Here is an 18,768-nt window from a genome sequence, read left to right as displayed (position 1 = left end):
AGCGGACGTTTTGACATGGTTATTCGTGAAAGGTTGGTTTATAAAATGAACGATTCTCTAGCGCAAAAATACGTTCTGTATATTCTCCTGGCTTCACATGCTCAAGCGCACGATCCATCATATTCATCTTCGCATCTAAATTATCAATATAGTGGAGAATTTCGGCTTCCTTCACCATTGGTGGTTTCGGGCTGCCCCACTCTCCTTTTCCATGATGACTCAGTACTAAGTGCTGTAAAATCAGAATTTCTTCTGAGTCAATACCCAGCTCTTCTGCAGCTTTCGCAATTTCTGTCACCATAATCGAAATATGACCAATTAAATTCCCTTCCACCGTATAGGTGGTTGAGACTGGGCCTGAAAGCTCTTTGACTTTTCCTAAATCATGAAGAATGATGCCTGAATATAAAAGATCTCGATCTAATGATGGATATAAGTCAACAATCGATTTAGCCAAATGCAGCATGGACACTACATGATAAGCAAGACCAGAGACAAATTCGTGATGGTTTTTTGTTGCTGCTGGATAGTCAGCGAATTCCTGTCCATATTTTTTCAGCAAATGCCTTGTGACACGCTGTAAATTAGGGTTTTTCATATCAAAGATATATTGCATAATCGTATCCATCATATCATGTTTTGGAATAGGAGCTGTTTCGAGAAAATCATCAATTCGAATTTGCTCATTTTCAGCAACAGGGCGTATATTCCTAAGTTTCAGCTGATTCCTCCCGCGATAATGATGAATATCGCCTACTACCTTCACAATGGTTTGCGCGGCATAGGTTTGTTCATCATTCTGCTTCGCATCCCATAGTTTCGCCTCAATATCTCCACTTTGATCTTGAAGAATTAACGTTAAAAATGGTTTGCCATTACTCGCAATCCCTTTAGTAGATGATTTAATTAATAAATGCAGGTCAACTTGTTCGCCGACATCATAGGTCATGATCCCTTTAGCCATTCAATAAAAGCTCCTTCCATGTTTCTGCTCATATAAGTATAACATAAGTCATTATTTGTCAATCATTCAACTGCTAAACTCGTAACCTGTCCATCTTCTGCCGCTTGCTTCATATGCTCATGACAGGTGAAATAAAACAGCTGTGTTTCAAAACGTGTGAGCTCGTTCATCATCTCCAGCACTCTGCCTAGACGAACGTGATCGAAATGAACAAAGCTGTCATCCATCATAAACGGAAGCTGACAATCTTGCTGATGAGACAAAGCAAGCGCAAAACGAATCGCCAGATAGATCTGTTCACACGTTGCCTGTGAAAGTTCCTCTGGACGGAATATTCGTCCATCCATTCTTTTCACCATGAGCAAGTCATCTTCAGGTGAAAATAAAATCGCTTCATAACGATCATTTGTTAACGGTTGAATAAAACTAGAGGCTGTTTGAAGCAATGCAGGCAGCCTTGTTTCTTTATGCTCATTCAATTTTTCTCGTATGACGGAGCGGACAAGCTGAATGGCCGCCCATTTTTTTGCGAGGTGCTTCGCATGCTCCTGCTCTGCGGCAAGCTGATGAGTCAAATCAGACACCGTTCCAGAAGCTTCTATTTGCCGGATTTCCACCGCTAGTTCTGCTAAACGCTTTTCCATATTCTCCGCATTCAATTGAACGTCATGAAGGTGCTGCTTTGCTTCTGCACACTCCTCCTCAAGGAGAGGTAGTCCTTTGCGAACAATCCATTCCTCCTCATCAAAACAACCGCTTCTATGAAGCTCTTGATTCAGCTGCTGCAGCTCAGAAAGCCGTTCCCGGTATTCTTTCGATAGATGAGAAAGCACTTGGTAATCTTCTTTGGACTCTGCTTCTACTTGACGAAAAAGCTCGTCAGTTTGTTTTTCGTAATATTGAATTTCATCTTCTAGTGTCGAGAGCTGCTGCATCGCATGTTGAATGGATACATGTAATGTCTGGCGTTCTTTTTCTCTTTTCGCCTCATCTTTCAATATCTCTTGAAAGGCTGAAATATTCTCCTGAATAAATACTTCCTTTTTTTGACAAATACTACTTAATGCTAAAACCTTGCGCTCATAAACCGATTGCTTATCGGAGAGCACGTCTAATTCACGCTGAAGCTCCTCATATGCCGCTGTATTCATTTTTAATTGTTTGAGAATATGGAAGGCCTCGACTAGGAAAGAAAGCTCAGACGACAAGCCAAGCTGCCTCTTCTTTTCCTCTACTTGCTGCTGGACAGGCTCTAGCTCTAGCTCCCAGTCTTCATATTGCCGGATGATTCTTTCGTACAGCAGCTCCTTCTGCCTCATAAGTGTTTCAGTTGAAGCTGCCTGCACTTGAAAGGAATCTAAGGCGTCTTCGCCGCTTCTTTGTTTCATAGGGCTCATTTGACTGAATGAGTAAATGACAAAGAAGAGAAAAACAGAAAATCCCGCAAACAAGAACGTGATCCACCACTCTGTTAAAAAGAATAGAACAAACAGAAACACCACATCAAATGCGATCAAACCTCGGAATAATGACGTCAGGGAATAAACCGGTTTCTTTTTCGATCTTGTCTCCTTCGCATCATCTTCTGCTCCGTGCAGTCTCACTTGCTGTTCCTTTAATCCTTTTAGCGCGGCTTCTGCTTCGTCCAGCTCATGTCTTGCGTGATCAAATCGTTCATCTAACTGCGCCTTTCTGTCCATGAGACGAACGTATTGAGTGACAGACTCCTTTAATTCCCACTCAAATTCAAGCGAATCGTCGATTTGTTCGAGCTTTATCGGGCGCTCCCACTTTAGCTTTGCTACCGCTTCGTCGATTTTTTGTTTCAATGAATCACGGTTTGCTCGACACTCTGCTATACGCTTTTTCACAAGCTCAGCATTAGATGCTTCATCTACGACTCGTTTCATCTCCATTAAGGTATCCTTGTCATAAAGCGGTTGAACTTGTACGAGTGAGGTTTGCAAATGATCTAACTTCTGTTTCAGTGCAGTCAATTGAGCCTTTTTTGGGTGAAGGTGTGATTCTAGTTTATCCAGCTCATGCTCTGTTTCTGCTCTAAAACGTTTGACCCGGTCTGGAAAGCGGGCTAATTCCTTTTTCAACTCCACTTTTTTCTCAATCATGGGATACACTTGAATGGATTCAGTCAGTTTCTGAAGGTGTTCTTCTGCTTGCTTCATTTCATTTTGAAGCTTTTCGATCGTCTCCGTTAATTCAGATTGCTCCCGTTTCTTTTCGGTATAGCTGCCTTCTACCAATCTCGCTTGTTTCAGCTGACCTGTCAGCTCTTTTAAATGACCAAGCTGCTGGTTTAATTCAGGCTTGCGGCCATTTGGTTTAAACAGCTGCTCCTGCTGCTTTAGCAGCCTGCTATCCATCTTGTTGGCTGCATCTGAGCCAAATAAACTTGAGAAAAGTAGAAATTCGCCTATTTGATCCTGATTTAAGGCTTGGACATTTTGCAGTCCGAACACATCAAATGAATAGATTGATTGATATAATCTGCGATCCGTTCCCTTTAAAAGTGTCTGTAGAAAAGCCTCGTCTTTCACTTCACCATTCGGTAAAAACACCTGTGCTTGACCAACGCGGTCGGATGTTCTCTCAATGTGAATAACGCCTAACTCGTCATCTTCGCAAGTGAGGGAACCACCATAAAAAGAACCCTGTTTCGTCTTGTACATCTTGTTTTTTGGAAAACCAAATAACATCGATTCAATAAACGTTTTCAATGTCGTTTTCCCAGATTCATTCAGGCCGTAAACTAGCTGAAAACCGTCATCAGAAAAGTGAAAGGTCCGATTTGAAAATTTCCCAAAATGGGCGATATGGAGTGAACGTATTTTCATTGTGCCTCTCCTTTTCTCATAATTGCTTTAGCTGTTCTTTCAGCAGCCTTTGTGCTTCTTCTTTTATATCCACTTCATCCTCTATTGTGAGAGCTTTTCCTGACTTTCTATAAGTTGGGTGACGCTTGATCGGTGATAGAAGCTCTTCATATGCCTCAAACTGTGAAATTTCAGCAGTGAGTTCCTTTAAAAAAGAATCTTCTGGATAGGCGATTTCCTCATTTGTTCGGCAATCAATCGATATCACCCAAACGAATACATCTTCATCTTCTTCCTGTTCATGAAGAACGGTCATCAGCTCCTCAAGCAACTCAAGCTGCATATGCTCAAAGTAAGGAGGAGCCTCACCCATCAATTCAATTTTCACAAAATGAGGGACGCCATCCTTTTTCAGTTCACTGATTTTGTTATCCACAAGTATCACAAGATCCGTCATATGAACCGTCTCTGTGATGTCTATTGCAAGTGTCTCAAACATCACATCCGCACAGCTCATAAATTCCGCTGTCGCAGAATCCTCGGAGAGTTGAACAACGTAACAGCCTTTCTCTCCTGTTTCTTTTATATGTCTGCCCTGCATGTTACCAGGGTAAATAATCAACGGGTCTTCATGCAGAAGGGCTCTCTTATGTATATGTCCAAGCGCCCAATAATCGAAATCTCGGGAAACGAGCTGCTCAAGCTGAAAAGGTGCGTACGCGTCATGACCTTCTTGTCCAGCTAATGTACCGTGAAGCATTGCAATGTGAAAGGCAGCATCTGTCGTTTTGACGTAATGTGAGGTCATATTTTCATAGACAGCACGCTCTTTGTAGCTAAATCCATAAATACTTGCGACAAGCTGATCTCCTCTATAGTAGGATTGCTCACTTGGGGTACTGGTTGAAAAAACGTGCACATTCTCAGGCCACTCAACCGGTGTCCATTCACCGCCTAAATGATCATGATTACCATAAATAATAAAGACTTCAATCCCTTGAGTTTGCAGTCTTAGAAACTGATTTCTTAAAAACAGCTGTGCTTTCAGGCTGCGGTTGGATTCGTCAAATAAATCTCCACTCAGTAGCACAAAGTCTACTGCTCGACCAATGGCGAAATCAAACATATTCTTCGCACTTTGAAATGTACTTTCTTTGAGCCGCTTAAAGGGTAAGCTAGGGATATTCGACATTCCTGCAAATGGACTGTCTAAATGTAAATCTGCGGCATGAATAAAGGTGAGCTTAGTCAAACGTCTATCTCCTTGTCCGATACTGTCATTGTCCATATTTTATCATGCCATTTTTGCGAATGCACGTTCTATCACTCTCATTCTAAAAAACACATTTTTAAGGGCTAAAAAAGAGGTTTTATCTTATTCCTTGTTTAATTACATAGAAAAGTAGAGGAAAGGAAGATGAGGAATGGCGAAGACATACTTTTTAACTGTATTTGACCCATCGGGTGAGACTTTATTAAATGAAAAAATCACAACGGATAGTGATGAAAAGGCAAAGGAATTAGGTCGCCATCGCTTAATCGAACAGCAATACACGAAGCATTCTCATCGGCTCGTTGATGATGCAGGCAAGCTGCTTTTATTTGAACGTTAAAAAAGCCGGCATTCGCCGGCCTCACATCCGTTTATACATTCTGGAACACAGGTCGTCTTTTTTCTAAAAAGGCCTGAATGCCTTCCTTATGATCATGGCTTTGCCTCAGCCTTGCCTGTGCTGTCCTCTCTTTTTGAAGAACGGCTAGCAGCTCAGGTTCTGACTGCTGGAAATAGATTCGCTTTGTCTCGATAAATGCTTGAAGCGGCATGTTCATAAACGGCTTCACACATACCTTTTGATACGCATCGACTTCCTCTTGAAACACGCCGTCTGCAAGGCCCAGCTTTAGCGCTTCTTCAGCAGGAAGCTTTTGTCCGCTCCAAATCAATTGTTTCGCGGTTTGTTCACTGACTCTTTTTGTAAGGAAAAAGTGCCCTCCGCCATCTGGAATTAAGCCTACTCCATTAAAATTCATGGCGAGCTTTGCATCTTGATGCATAAACAAGTAGTCACAGCTTAAAGCAAAGCTAAAAGCAAGGCCTGCCGCTGACCCGTGGACAAGAGCAATCGTCACTTTTTTCATACCAGCTAGAGAAAGTGTAATCCCCTCGATCAAATCCATCACACGATGGAAATCTTCTTCACTTTCCTGCTTAAGCATCATGCCAATATCTCCGCCTGCTGAAAACCCTTTTCCCGCGCCCTTGATCACAACGACTTTTGCACTACTTTCCTCCGCTGCATCACATGCCTCTTTGAATTCAGCAAACATGTCCACATGAAATGAATTATAAGCCTCAGGCCTTTTGAAAACGATTTCAAAAATATCCCCGTCTAGCTGACAATTGATATATGTCATCACCCATCCCCCTTTTCTTTAAACACATGACTTACTTCCATTTCAACCCGAATAATCCCTTTTCCTCTGCATAAGAAATTTCAGGATCAGTCGATACCAAAATAAGCATAATTATTGAAACGAAAAATATATTTTTATATAGTAAAGGACCCTATGCTGGGGTCCCTTTTTCATCTCTTATTCAAATTGCTGAAAGGCTGTTTCTTGCTTGACTGGCGCTTCTTTGCCCCCACGAATGGTTTGAATCACTTTCTGGTTGCGGTAGATGGATAGTTTTAAATTGGTCGCCGCTGTTCCATGAGAGTGATCTAGGTGCGTGAATGTAAAGAAATGATGCGGACGCTTGTCTTTGAACACAAGCCTGAAGTCTTCTGTCACTTTAAAATGCTCTTCACTTTCCCATTCAATTAAAGGTTCATACGCACTAAACCATGCCGGAATATTCGGTTTGTACCCTGTAGCCAATACGACATGATCTACTGTTATACTCTTTTCTTTCTTTAGCTGCCACTGCTTTAGGTGCAGCTTCAGGGACTGATTCTCCTCCACCTGAATGGCTTCAAGCACGGTCATTGGCTGAATAATCACAGATGGCTCTTCACCTGAAACAGACCGATGATACAATTCCTGATAAATGCGTGAGAGCGTCGATGCATCTATCCCATTTCTTAATCCAGTCAGCCTAGGCAATGTGTTCATTCGTTCTTCATAAGGAAGCGAATGGAAATATTCAACGTACTTTGGTGTAAACAGCTCCTGACCAAGCTCAGCCGTCTCCAGCTCTCTAAATTCACTAGATCGCGTAAACCAAGATAGCTGCTGCCCTTTCTTCTGATACTGAAGCAGGTCTAAGAAGATTTCGGCTGCACTCTGCCCAGAGCCAATGACCGTCACCGCCTCAGCTTCATGAAGTTCTTTCTGCTGCTCTAAATACCGGCTGCTATGGGTCACATATGGCAGTGCAGCATCAGGCACATTGACAGGAATCATCGGTTTGCTCCCTGTTCCGAGCACGACATGCTTTGCCCGATACTCAGAAAGCGATCCATCCTTCAATCGCCGGACTTTCACAAGATAACCACCTTGGCAGTCCGTCACTTCCTCTACCTTCATCCCAAATTGACAGCTATCTAATTCACCTGCGACCCATGACAAATACTCATTGAATTCTCTTCGCGGAATGTCAAACTGTTCAAATGTATAAAACCGGTGAAGTCTATTTGATTCATGTAAATAATTTAAAAATGTATATCTGCTCCTTGGATTCGCCATCGTCACAAGATCAGCTAAAAAGGAGACTTGTAAATCCGTTCCTTTGATCAGCATACCAGGATGCCAAGCAAATTCAGTCTCCTGTTCAAAAAAACAGCATGAAACATCTTCATACTCCTCTAACAAAGCCGCCAAACCTAAATTGGCAGGTCCAATCCCAATTCCGATCACATCAATCATATGTACACCTGCTTTAACTTTTTATCACTTATATACCCTTTTACAAATGAAAAAAACACTGCGTCACCGCAGTGTTTAAACGTGAGGAACAAATAATGACTCAAGAAATTGAATTTTCTCTTCAGTATAGTGTTCATAACGGTCATTATATGATTTTGGATCTTTTGGATTGGCATATTGCGTAATTTTTCCTGAACGTGGATCAATGAACTTACTAGCAGCACCGCATCCAATCCCAATGATTGTCTGCACTTCTTCCATAATAATGATATTATACAAACTTTCCTGTCCATCTAATGAATACCCGACATTTTCAAGGTTCCCTAAGATGTTTTTTTGTCTATATAAATAATAAGGATGATAGTCATGTGCTTTCGTCCAAGCGACCGCTTCATCCATCATACGTGTGATTTCTTCTCGGTCAGCTACTTGATATTTGTCCTTATTGCGTGTCATCTCAGACGCTCTTTTAAAGGAGAGCGTATGCACAGTTAAAGATTCAGGCTTAAGTTCTTCAGTCTGCTGCAAGGAATGCTGGAATTCCTTGAGCCCTTCTCCTGGCAAACCAATAATTAAGTCCATATTAATATTATTCATGCCATACTGTCTTGATAAGTGATACTTTTCAATCGTTTCTTCTACACTATGGTGCCGGCCAATGGCTTTCAGTGTTTCATTCTCATACGATTGTGGATTGATACTAATCCGGTCAATATGATATCGGTTTAGCACCTCTAGCTTATCAGGCGAAATCGTATCAGGACGTCCTGCTTCGACAGTCACTTCCCGTATATGTTTCACATCAGGGAACGAGCGATACATTTCTTCATACAGCAAATCCATTTCTTCCGCAGTGATACTTGTCGGCGTACCTCCGCCAAAATAAACAGTCGTCACTTTGATCCCATGTTCTTTTAGCCAAGCACCAATTTTTTGCATCTCATAATGCAGACCAAACAAAAACGTTCCCACTCTTCCAGCTTGTCCTTTAATCGCATAAGCAGGAAACGTGCAATAAGCGCATTTTGTTGGGCAGAAAGGAATACCAATATAAATACTTACTTCCTGCTGAAGGTCATACAGATCCGGAATCGCTTGAAGCTGACGGTCAACAATCTCCTGCATCAAATCGATTTTTTCATCATGAATCAAATAATCACGCTTTAATGCAGCATGCGCATCTTCCTTTGTCATACCTTCTCTCAGCATCTTATGAAGTAATTTTGTAGGACGTATCCCTGTGAGAATACCCCACTTTTGCGTCATTCCTGTGTGCTCCTGAAGCAGATGTAAATAAACAGACAGCACTGTGTTTTTGATTTGCTTCCAGCGCTCCTTGTCATTCAAGCCCTCTGGGACGTCTCGCGAAAAACGACTAGTGATGTCTGACCCAGCGATATAGCCAGATGCTTCCACCGTTCCATTTTCTTCTTCCCAGCTAAACACCATGGTTAAGCCATCTTCCAATTCATCTGGATCAAACAGCACTTCACTATCTTCTTCAAATAAATTGGCTATATTGACAAGCGGGCGATGAAATCGTTCATCTGACAGCCCTTTAATTAAAATTCGCATCGTATCACCTTTATCTTCAAACTTGTTTCATTTTACAAAATCTATGTAGGAAAAGCAATGACTGGAACAGTTGAAGGCCCTGCCATTTCTTAATTGACAGGGCCTTCGTCTATATTATCGTTTAATATCGAATTGATGTAAAAATCCTTCTCTTTGCTGCATTCTAAAGTATTCTTTGATCATATAAGCGACTCCCTGTTCATCGTGCGAACGTGTCACCCAATCGGCTTTACGCTTAACAGTATGAGGTGCATTTCCCATCGCAACGCCTAAGCCAGCCAATTCGAGCATTGGGATATCATCTGTTCCCTGCCCAATGACCACCGTATCTTCTAAAGTCAAACCTAATGCTGAGGTCAATAGAGAAAGCCCCGCTTCTTTCGATACGCCTTTGCATACAATATTCATTTTCTCATCACTGATCCGAATAAGATCGACAGATGGAAAAGCTTGTTGAATGGTTCGGTGAATTTCAGGCTGAAGCTCTGCGGTTGAATATACTTCAATCACTGGTGTACTGACCGGTTCATCCATCAGCATATCACTTAGCGATTCAACAAATTGCACGGGATAGAAAATTGGATCAGACGGATGAATCAACGTCTTTCCCATCAGCTGTGACTGCGTTTTTTTCCGGTTGCCAATCGAGAATTTTTCATGCAGCAAGCGAACATTACAATCAAAGCTTTCAAGAATTTGTACAAGATTAAACGTTTTTTCTTCCGTTAGTTTCTTCACATGAAGCGGCTCATCGAGTTTATTCGCGATAAATGCACCACTATGCGTCACAAGGGTTGACGTTGGAATCTTCAACGCCTTGGCAATTTTTTGTGCGGAACGAAAATGCCGGTTGGTGACAAGCGTCACGTAAACCCCTTTTTTCTTCACGTATTCCACAGCTTCTTTTGTAGCGGAATGGATTTTTCCATTGGAACGAAGTAACGTTCCATCTATATTGAGTGCAAGTAATTTTTTTGACACTGAGGCATCCCCCTTCTTGATGACTGTACTTACGATGAGGATATGCCCTAGCTTGGTGCTTTAGAACATGCAGTTAAAAGAGCTCTGTGTGTTATGAATCTTTTTTTTATGTATGGTTTGGATGCGTCACAATGAGGTGATGAAGCTCCCCATGATCCCCTTATCTTTCACACACCAAAGCATTGCTTATATCAGATCCCCTTATGCTTTGTGTTTCTCCCAGAAGCGCTTCTCTCTCGTTTGGCTAATCGCCATAAATCCCAAGTGAAACGCACCCAATTGTCCCATGAGAGCGCTCATTTGAAAGCACTTTCAATATAAGTATTATCGCAGAATTTATGAGCTTCGACAACCTTTTTTTGAAAAGTTAGACAGGGAACATGTGAAATAAAAAAAGGGCGAATATCATCGCCCTTTTCATTAATTTTCTTCTGGATTCCCATAAAGCTCTTCAAGAGGCTTCATGATCACTTTATTTAATTCTCCGATGAGAACACTCACACGTTGTTCTGCTTCCATCAACTGAGAGATTTTATCGTGCTGTTGAACAAGGGCTACTGTTTTTTGAGCTTGCTCCACTTCTTCTTGTGTGATCTCTTGACCAGTCATTTGTTTTTGTTGAAGGTTTACTTGAATGTCACGGAAGTTCTCGAACATTCTTTTAGAGGATTCATCCGCGTTTACCTCATCATAAAGATTTTTTAAAGTTGAATATTCTTCGCTATGACGCAGTGCTTTTTCAAGGTCATATGCAACATCATAAACATTTACAGACATGTTATGTCTCCTTTCTATCCGTTATCACCGATATGATCGGCGGACACCACTCCACTATAACAAACTATGGCTTTCGTTTCACATATATACAATGAATTCATCAAAATTTCTCTAGTCTGTCTTAAAATAACGTGACAAAGATTGCTTGGATTGCGCCAATTAATCCGCCTAAAAGACCGCCTAAGAATGTAATCATCTTGAGCTCCTTATTGGAAATACTGACGACAAGCTCTTCCATTTTTTCTAGCGGGAAAAGTTCAATTTGTTCACGAATGATGTCTTCAAATTGCAACTTTGCCAGCAGACCCTCTAAAACATTTGATGCCGCACTGATCCCCTTTTGAATCAGTACTGGTGCAACGTGTGTTTTAAGATCATCCGCTACAGCACTGACATATGACCCAACTGACCTGTCTAATATCAGCTTGGTTGAGAAATGAGAAAGCAATTGGTTTTTCACGCTAAATATAAGTTCCTTCACATTCCATCTTTCATCAAGCTCATGTAGAGAGAACTGCTTCACCTTGTCCCATTCTTGAACAAGCAAATCTGATAAAAACCTTTTTGTCTCTGCGTTTCTTAAAAATTTGATGATTTCAGGATGTACCCGATCAATTAAGCTTGAATTTCCTAGAAACATTTGGACCATACTGCCGAGCATTCCTCTTTCTTTTAAGAAATCATCAATCATATTACCGAGTCTTGATTTTCCTTCCTCACTTTCAAAATAATGAATCCCTCTCTTTAAAATATAATCTGCTGCATCTGGAATTTTTGAAGATATTTTGTTTTCCACATCTTGCGGAAGCAATTCAGATAAAGTTTGCTCATTATAATTTTCAAGTAGTGAATTGAGCTTATGATCAGACCACTCATGGATCCATTCATCTGCTTTGACGTCAGCCTGTGATACGCCGAAGCTTTCAAGCAAAGATAGCACTGTTATCTCCATTTCAGCGCCTTTGTCAATATATCGATGGACTGTATGTAAGATTTCTTGCTTTGCCTCCGATGATTCAAATCGCTTTTGAATACCTTCTGGCGTGAGCAAATGCTCCATCACCATGACACCAACTTGCTTGGCTACTTCGTCTCTTCTTTTCGGAATGAGCCCTGGTGTAAAAGGAAGCTGTTTCCCGAATAAGTAATACGGCTTATAAGGGCGAAAAAGCATTTTAATCGCAAGATGGTTTGTTGCTGCTCCAATGACTGCGCCTATCACAATCATAAAGATAAACGTTGTGAATATATTCAAAGTCGTCATCAACCTTTCAAATAACACCCGATGTTTATTGTTTTAACCTATACGTATTATAGTTGTTGTCAAGTTCCCAAGCAAATGAAGCATGCTGCTAGACATATGATCAATCGATCTGTCGTAATGATAAAGGAGCGCAATCTTTATGTAAAATCATAAAAAAGTGTTTTTCTGCTGGTAAAAAAAGAAGTTGAAAAGAAGGTGTTTTTTAATGACATCAACATTAGGTATTGTGACCCTTTCACCGAAGTATGAAGAGACATTCACACGTGGGCTAGCCAAAGCTGCCCCTGCTTATGGTTTAAAGGTTGTCCGTTTTACACCACTTGATTTAAAGCCGGCTTCAAATTTGATACAAGGTCAAACATATACGAATGGTCATGGATTCGTCGCAGCAGAATTTGAGATTCCTGACTTGATTTACGATCGATGCCTTTACAAGCATGACGCACAATCTAAAAAAGCAAAACCAATCATGGATTGGCTGAAAAAGTATCCGAAAACAGATTTTTTGAATACAGGTATTTCAAATAAAATGATGCTATTCGAGCAGCTCCGCCTTCTCCCTGCTTTACAGCCATATTTACCTGTCTGCTCATTATTAAAAAAGACATCAGACCTTCTCAGCATGTTAAGGAAAGACGGTTATTGTAAAATGCAGCCGCTCTCTCAACACCATGCAGCATCTACTTACTTCATTTTCTTAAAAGACAACACTTTCACTGTTCAGCTAAGTCCCGAGCAAGTCATCACATTTTCGCGTCCATCAGATATAGAGCGTTGGTGTAAAAAATATGTAGGCCGATATTTCCTTCAATTTTTTCAGACGAGTGATGAAAAAGACTTTTTATTCAATGAAATAAGGATTTTCCTGATGAAAGATTCACAAAATCAGTGGAATCGCATAGGAATTCACACAAAATCACCTACAGAAAATAGTCATTTAAGCATTACACAAAAATCAGCAGCCATGATAGGCTTTGATCACTATATAAACACCTTGCTTCCGCACATCAAAGAGCTTCTTTTAGATGATATTGCATCCATTCAAGCATCTCTGCCAGTATATATAGATAAAACCCTTTCCCCTTGCTTTGAATTCGCTGTAGACTTACTTCATACAAGTGAAGGCAGGCTTTTCATATCAAATATAAGATCAAAACCAGGGCGATCCGCTTTTTTAAAAGCTTATCCTGACAAGGAAAATCATTTGATTCGTACCATTCTTGCACATGCCCAATCGATGAAGTCTCAACCGAAGGAGGTATCTTATGAACAAAAATCGCTGCATCATCGCTCCTCATCCCACAAGTGAAAAAACAATTCATCTTCCCGTCCGTTTTAAACAGCAGGAGGCGATCTATTCTCTTGCTTTAGGTTCCCGTTTAATAGATGACTTCACCGTTTCCTATCATCAACATCCGAAGAAAATTTTATTATCAGAAGATCTATATAGAGATTTACGAATTCCTTATCAATCAAAAGCTGATGTGATCGCCATTGATCATACCCTGTTTTTAGGGCCACTGCTTGGTATTTTCACCGCAGGTTTTGAGCAAAGCACGCAGCCACTCGGAACGAGATCAGACTTTTTTATCAAACTGCTGCGCTCTTTCAAACAACATGCCGGTTTTGCCTATCTTTTTGGTACTCATTCTATTGATTGGGATAAAGGAATGGTAGAAGGATTGTTGTACCAACAGCAAACATGGGTTAAAAAACAGATGCCCCTGCCTTCAGTCATTTACGACCGTCTTCCAAGTAGAAAGACTGCTCAGTCAGCATTCATTCAAGAAACAAAACGCAAACTCACTCAAGACTATGATATTCCTTGGTTCAACCCTCATTTTTTTAACAAATGGGATATTCATGAACAACTGTTAACAGATGAAAAAACATGTCCTTTTCTTCCACATTCCATTCAATTGGACCCGGTGGACGCTCTAAATAAAATAGAAACACTCCTCCATCTACATCAGGTCATTTACTTAAAACCGTCAAACGGCAGTCACGGCGACGATATTTATCAATTAAACAAGAAGGCTCATGGAATCATTGTATGCTCAAATCAAGGAAGAGCTGTTCCATATGACTCATTAGAGGATTTCGTGACCAATCTCCGGAAAGATCACGCGGTTCAAGACTTTATGGCTCAACAAGGCATTGCACTTCTTCAAATAGACAATCAACCAATGGATTTCAGAGTCCATACCAATAAAAATAAGTACGGTCATTGGACAGTCACAGCAGCAGCAGCAAAAATTTCTGGCAATCACACCGTCACGACTCACCATTCACATGGTGGCTCCGTGAGAACACTTTATGATGTTTTTCCAGAAAAGAAGAAGCGTTTCAAAATCTTAGAGCAGCTTTCTTATACGGCCATCACGCTTAGTCAGGTAATTGATGAAAAAATGTCCGGTCATATTGGTGAAATCGGTTTTGATTTAGGTATTGATCAGACAGGAGCTATCTGGATGTTTGAAGCCAATTCTCGCCCTGGCCGCGAGGTTTTCCAGCATGTCTCATTGCGAAACTCAGAAAGGCTGATCGGCAAAAGAATCATGGATTACGCATCTTACCTTTCACAAACGACCTCAACAACTACAGACCATACAAACGTCTACTGAATGTTTTTCGTTTTAAAGTGAGGGTGCTATGAAATCTATGCTTTTCCTATGCTCTTTTCATCAGATGAGATACAATAAAATCAAGTTCAAGGTTGTTTCCGTATTGTCGTGTTTATTTATTGTTTCATCAATAAAAGCAAGGAGGCAATAATGATATGATTTCTCATTTTCAATGGAAACCTCTCTTTAAAAAAGCACAATTGCCAGGCTGGAAAATATCCTTTTTTCACAATGGTGCGCACTACGAAGGCATCTACCACAAAACAGGTGATATTGAATGGGGCTCTCAGCTTCCGCCCCATGAAGTCGAACCAACATTAAAAGAAGAAATCCACGAATTAATGCTATTCCATGTCTATGATTAAACTGTTTAAGGAGCTTCGCCATGTTAGAAAAATTAAAGCTTGTTTACGGAGAGCATATCATCAGCTCCCCTACAGATGATCATCAAATTCTTTGGTACCAAACAGACGAAGGCGAATTATTTGGAGTAGACAAATCAAAGCTTACAGCTAGAGAAACACTTCTCCTCAATACTTTCCTTACACCAATTGATCTTTCTCACACAAAGCAGACTGAGGATGAACAAAAATGGTACAGCTATCTTTTTGATAACAAACCACTAACTGTTCAGCACCCCGTCCGTGTATATTATTTTAAAATGTCACATCAAGCAGAACAAAGGCAGCAAATAAAAGAGGCTGTGGTCCACAGCCTCGAACAAACTCATTTCATTTGGACAGGCGCTCATACAGCGATGCTGATTCAAACAAACGCTACATCAGAAAATAGTCAATTAGAGCTACTATATGATTTGTCTCTAGCCATTACAAGTGACTTTTTAACAGACTCAGTCTTTTTACAAGGACAGCTCCATTTGCCAAATGAACATTTACAGAATAAATTGTTAAAAGAACAGCAGCTTGTCTTGGGCCATATGCAGCGAGCTAAGCCTAGGTCAGGGATTTGCACAATTTATCAATGTCTACCCTCACTCTTACGTTATGATGAATCCGCCCTCTCTCATGCTATTTCAGATGCTTTTAAAGAGGCGGTCCTTGATCGGGACGTTTACCGTACCCTCATGACTTATATGCAATGTAACTTAAATGCATCTAAGGCAGCAAAAGCTTTATATGTTCACAGAAACAGCCTTCAATATCGAATTGATAAATTTATTGAGCGAACAGGAATTGATATACGACATTTTCCAGAAGCATCTGCCGTCTATTTTATGATGAATCTTCTCGACCTTTCATAACATTCAGTGACATGAGCACCCTGCCCAAAAATGAAAATGAGATGTTGTGCACGTTGTCCATTTACAGACGCTTCCCCATTTTATACACTTTATTTACAAGTAAAGCGCTTTCAACAAGTAAATGGGGAGGTTATCATCTATGGCTGAAATGATGCTCAATCAAATTTATAAAGTGTATGATAACAAGGTAACAGCAGTAGACAACTTTAATCTACATATAGAAGATAAAGAATTTGTTGTATTTGTTGGTCCATCTGGGTGCGGAAAATCAACAACCCTTCGCATGATTGCAGGACTTGAAGAGATTTCACAAGGGGATTTTCTTTTAGACGGAAAACGGATGAATGATGTAGCACCAAAAGACCGGGATATCGCAATGGTTTTCCAAAACTATGCATTATACCCTCACATGAATGTATACGATAATATGGCTTTTGGATTAAAGTTGCGGAAGTTCCCGAAAACAGAAATTGATGAGCGGGTTCGAAATGCCGCTAAAATATTAGGCCTTGAGCAATATTTAGACAGGAAACCAAAAGCACTGTCTGGAGGTCAAAGACAGCGTGTTGCACTCGGGAGAGCAATTGTGCGTGATGCAAAGGTCTTTCTTTTGGATGAGCCGCTTTCTAATTTAGATGCAAAACTTCGCGTTCAAATGCGTGCTGAAATATCTAAGCTTCATCAGCGTCTGCAAACGACATTTATCTATGTCACACATGATCAGACTGAAGCTATGACAATGGCTACTCGTCTTGTCGTAATGAAAGATGGCTTTATTCAGCAGGTTGGAGCGCCGAAGGATGTATATGAAAATCCAGAGAATGTATTTGTAGGTGGATTCATTGGTTCTCCTGCGATGAATTTTTTTACAGGAAAGCTCTCTGACGGTGCCATTGCAGTTGGAAAAACGCATATACGTGTACCAGAAGGAAAGATGAAGGTATTACGCAGCCAAGGTTATATAGGAAAAGATATCATCCTTGGTATCAGACCAGAAGATTTTCATGATGAACCCGTGTTTATAGAAGCGTCTGAGGGCACAAAGATTGATGCTAACGTAGAAGTTGCTGAATTAATGGGAGCAGAAACGATGCTTTACTCTTCTCTCGATGGTCAGTCTTTTATTGCACGTGTTGATTCTCGTACCGAGGTTCAGGCCGGACAATCTATACCTCTTGCCATCGATATGAACAAAGCCCACTTCTTTGATTCGGATACGGAGCTCCGCATCCGTTCCGCTGAATAAAGAGATATATGCAGTGCCATCACTCATGATTGAGTGATGGCTTTTTTGCATGTTGAACAACATTTACCATGTTCTTTTCTCGTATGTTTTTTTCGAAAATCACCATAATACTTAGTACAAAGCAGTTACTGCATTGGGTTTCGCCAAGTGGCAAATGACTTGATCATTTCGCTGGTGCGATTCCAGCAAACCCAACCAAAAACCAAATCATATACAAAAAGGAGATTCACATCATGGCAAATTCTAATAGTTCAAATCAATTACTAGTTCCAGGAGCAGAGCAAGCAATCGATCAAATGAAATACGAAATCGCTTCTGAATTTGGCGTTAACCTTGGAGCAGAAACTACAGCTCGTGCTAACGGTTCAGTTGGTGGAGAAATCACAAAACGTCTTGTGTCTTACGCGCAACAACACATGGGTGGAACAAAAGCTTAATTTCATATCTGGATATTAGAAGGCACCTCTTAAGGTGTCTTCTTTTTTTATTATTCTCCCTCACCAATCTCCTTTCCAACTCATATCATGGAGTAGAAAGGAGCGGATCTTCATGGACATTATTTCCGGTATGAACTTTGAACTTCTACAATTCGTAGGTATCTCTCTATTATGTGAATATGCTCATAGTATTCGGTCCTTTCACCTTTATAAAAAAAGCATCACATAAAAGTTGTACCATTTTCGGTTCTTTTCACTTATAGTATGTAGTGGAGGGATCGAACAGATGAAAATAGCTCTTTTCGGTGCTCATGGACGTGTAGGACAAGCATTTCTTCGTTTCGTTCAAGTAGATGATCGTTACATAGTTCGTTCATTGATTCGGACAAACCGAGAAGAAATGCTTGCGGGTATGTTTCAAGTCACCGGCAATTCAAGAAATCGAGAAGATGTGCTTGAGACGATCAAAGGAGCAGATATTGTTGTGAGCTGTCTATCGACAGATGGTGATGATACATTATCTGTTTCAATGGAGCATATCGTAGAAGCCATGAAGCAATCAAATACATCAAGAATTATTACAATAGGTACAGCAGGTATTTTAAAGGCAAGGCAGCAGCCGGAACTTTACCGTTTTGAAACAAATGAATCAAGGCGGACCACTTCCCGAGCAGCTAAGGAGCATGCCAAAGCGTTTGAACTCCTTCAATCGACTGATTTAGATTGGACCATTATTTGTCCAACCTATTTACCAGACGGAGAAGTGACACGGTCATATCGCTATGAGAAAGATTTTCTCCCTATAGATGGAAAGAAAATTTCAGTTGAAGATACCGCACACTTTTTATATCAGCAGTTAAATTCGAAGGAATTTGTACATCAACGCGTCGGCATTGCCTACTAATGACGCATAACGAGTAAAGATCGAGGTCAAAAACGAT

Annotated in this window: 17 protein-coding genes; 8 read left to right on the top strand and 9 right to left on the bottom strand. The window is 40.6% G+C overall.

The window, feature by feature from the left end; all coding sequences use genetic code 11:
- Positions 1–19 precede the first annotated feature (19 nt).
- From yhaM to MKY18_RS04950, 3 genes are all read right to left on the bottom strand, one after another.
- Positions 20–964: a 3'-5' exoribonuclease YhaM gene (gene yhaM / locus MKY18_RS04960; RefSeq protein WP_065098931.1), complete on the bottom strand. Its 945-nt coding sequence runs from the start codon at positions 962–964 to the stop codon at positions 20–22.
- A gap of 62 nt (positions 965–1,026) precedes the next feature.
- On the bottom strand, positions 1,027–3,816 hold the full coding sequence (locus MKY18_RS04955; RefSeq protein ID WP_342497758.1) for an AAA family ATPase: 2,790 nt from the start codon (positions 3,814–3,816) through the stop codon (positions 1,027–1,029).
- Between the two features lie 16 nt (positions 3,817–3,832).
- Entirely contained in the window at positions 3,833–5,047 is a 1,215-nt protein-coding gene (locus MKY18_RS04950) for a DNA repair exonuclease (protein WP_185107611.1), read from the bottom strand.
- A 172-nt stretch (positions 5,048–5,219) separates the two neighbouring features.
- On the opposite strand from MKY18_RS04950, the gene MKY18_RS04945 reads away from it, so the two are divergent.
- Positions 5,220–5,408, top strand: a complete 189-nt coding sequence (locus MKY18_RS04945) for a YhzD family protein (RefSeq protein WP_065098934.1) — start codon at positions 5,220–5,222, stop codon at positions 5,406–5,408.
- A gap of 31 nt (positions 5,409–5,439) precedes the next feature.
- On the opposite strand, the gene MKY18_RS04940 is transcribed toward MKY18_RS04945, so the two are convergent.
- From MKY18_RS04940 to MKY18_RS04915, 6 genes are all read right to left on the bottom strand, one after another.
- Positions 5,440–6,210: an enoyl-CoA hydratase gene (locus MKY18_RS04940; RefSeq protein ID WP_185107613.1), complete on the bottom strand. Its 771-nt coding sequence runs from the start codon at positions 6,208–6,210 to the stop codon at positions 5,440–5,442.
- 177 nt (positions 6,211–6,387) lie between these two features.
- Positions 6,388–7,662, bottom strand: a complete 1,275-nt coding sequence (locus MKY18_RS04935; protein ID WP_185107615.1) for a SidA/IucD/PvdA family monooxygenase — start codon at positions 7,660–7,662, stop codon at positions 6,388–6,390.
- Between the two features lie 75 nt (positions 7,663–7,737).
- Positions 7,738–9,237: a coproporphyrinogen III oxidase gene (locus tag MKY18_RS04930; protein WP_044140674.1), complete on the bottom strand. Its 1,500-nt coding sequence runs from the start codon at positions 9,235–9,237 to the stop codon at positions 7,738–7,740.
- A 114-nt stretch (positions 9,238–9,351) separates the two neighbouring features.
- Positions 9,352–10,218, bottom strand: coding sequence for a Cof-type HAD-IIB family hydrolase (locus MKY18_RS04925; RefSeq protein ID WP_065098937.1), 867 nt, complete (start codon positions 10,216–10,218; stop codon positions 9,352–9,354).
- Between the two features lie 420 nt (positions 10,219–10,638).
- Entirely contained in the window at positions 10,639–10,995 is a 357-nt protein-coding gene (locus MKY18_RS04920; protein WP_012009440.1) for a YlbF family regulator, read from the bottom strand.
- Between the two features lie 121 nt (positions 10,996–11,116).
- Positions 11,117–12,250: a DUF445 family protein gene (locus MKY18_RS04915; protein WP_065098938.1), complete on the bottom strand. Its 1,134-nt coding sequence runs from the start codon at positions 12,248–12,250 to the stop codon at positions 11,117–11,119.
- 214 nt (positions 12,251–12,464) lie between these two features.
- Between MKY18_RS04915 and MKY18_RS04910 the strand changes: the two genes are divergently transcribed.
- The 7 genes from MKY18_RS04910 (at position 12,465) to MKY18_RS04880 (ending at position 18,731) form a co-directional block, all read left to right on the top strand.
- Positions 12,465–13,568 (top strand): YheC/YheD family protein, encoded by a 1,104-nt coding sequence (locus tag MKY18_RS04910; RefSeq protein ID WP_065098939.1) that lies wholly within the window; start codon positions 12,465–12,467, stop codon positions 13,566–13,568.
- On the top strand, positions 13,525–14,883 hold the full coding sequence (locus MKY18_RS04905; protein ID WP_065098940.1) for a YheC/YheD family protein: 1,359 nt from the start codon (positions 13,525–13,527) through the stop codon (positions 14,881–14,883). Before MKY18_RS04910 ends, MKY18_RS04905 begins: the two co-directional genes overlap by 44 nt.
- 155 nt (positions 14,884–15,038) lie before the next feature.
- Positions 15,039–15,248 (top strand): YheE family protein, encoded by a 210-nt coding sequence (locus MKY18_RS04900; RefSeq protein ID WP_003211787.1) that lies wholly within the window; start codon positions 15,039–15,041, stop codon positions 15,246–15,248.
- A 20-nt stretch (positions 15,249–15,268) separates the two neighbouring features.
- Positions 15,269–16,144, top strand: coding sequence for a helix-turn-helix domain-containing protein (locus MKY18_RS04895; RefSeq protein ID WP_065098941.1), 876 nt, complete (start codon positions 15,269–15,271; stop codon positions 16,142–16,144).
- Positions 16,145–16,283: 139 nt separating this feature from the next.
- Positions 16,284–17,390, top strand: coding sequence for a sn-glycerol-3-phosphate ABC transporter ATP-binding protein UgpC (gene ugpC, locus MKY18_RS04890; RefSeq protein ID WP_065098942.1), 1,107 nt, complete (start codon positions 16,284–16,286; stop codon positions 17,388–17,390).
- Positions 17,391–17,623: 233 nt separating this feature from the next.
- Positions 17,624–17,827: an alpha/beta-type small acid-soluble spore protein gene (locus tag MKY18_RS04885; RefSeq protein ID WP_003210761.1), complete on the top strand. Its 204-nt coding sequence runs from the start codon at positions 17,624–17,626 to the stop codon at positions 17,825–17,827.
- A gap of 286 nt (positions 17,828–18,113) precedes the next feature.
- Positions 18,114–18,731 carry an NAD(P)H-binding protein gene (locus tag MKY18_RS04880; protein ID WP_044140667.1) on the top strand — a complete coding sequence of 206 codons (618 nt, stop codon included), beginning with the start codon at positions 18,114–18,116 and terminating at the stop codon, positions 18,729–18,731.
- Positions 18,732–18,768: the final 37 nt, after the last annotated feature.

It is taken from the genome of Bacillus sp. FSL R7-0672, assembly GCF_038601465.1.
Taxonomy (GTDB): Bacteria; Bacillota; Bacilli; order Bacillales; family Bacillaceae; genus Bacillus; species Bacillus pumilus.
Note: the sequence above shows the minus strand (reverse complement) of the source record. Positions and strands in the feature narration are given on the sequence as shown.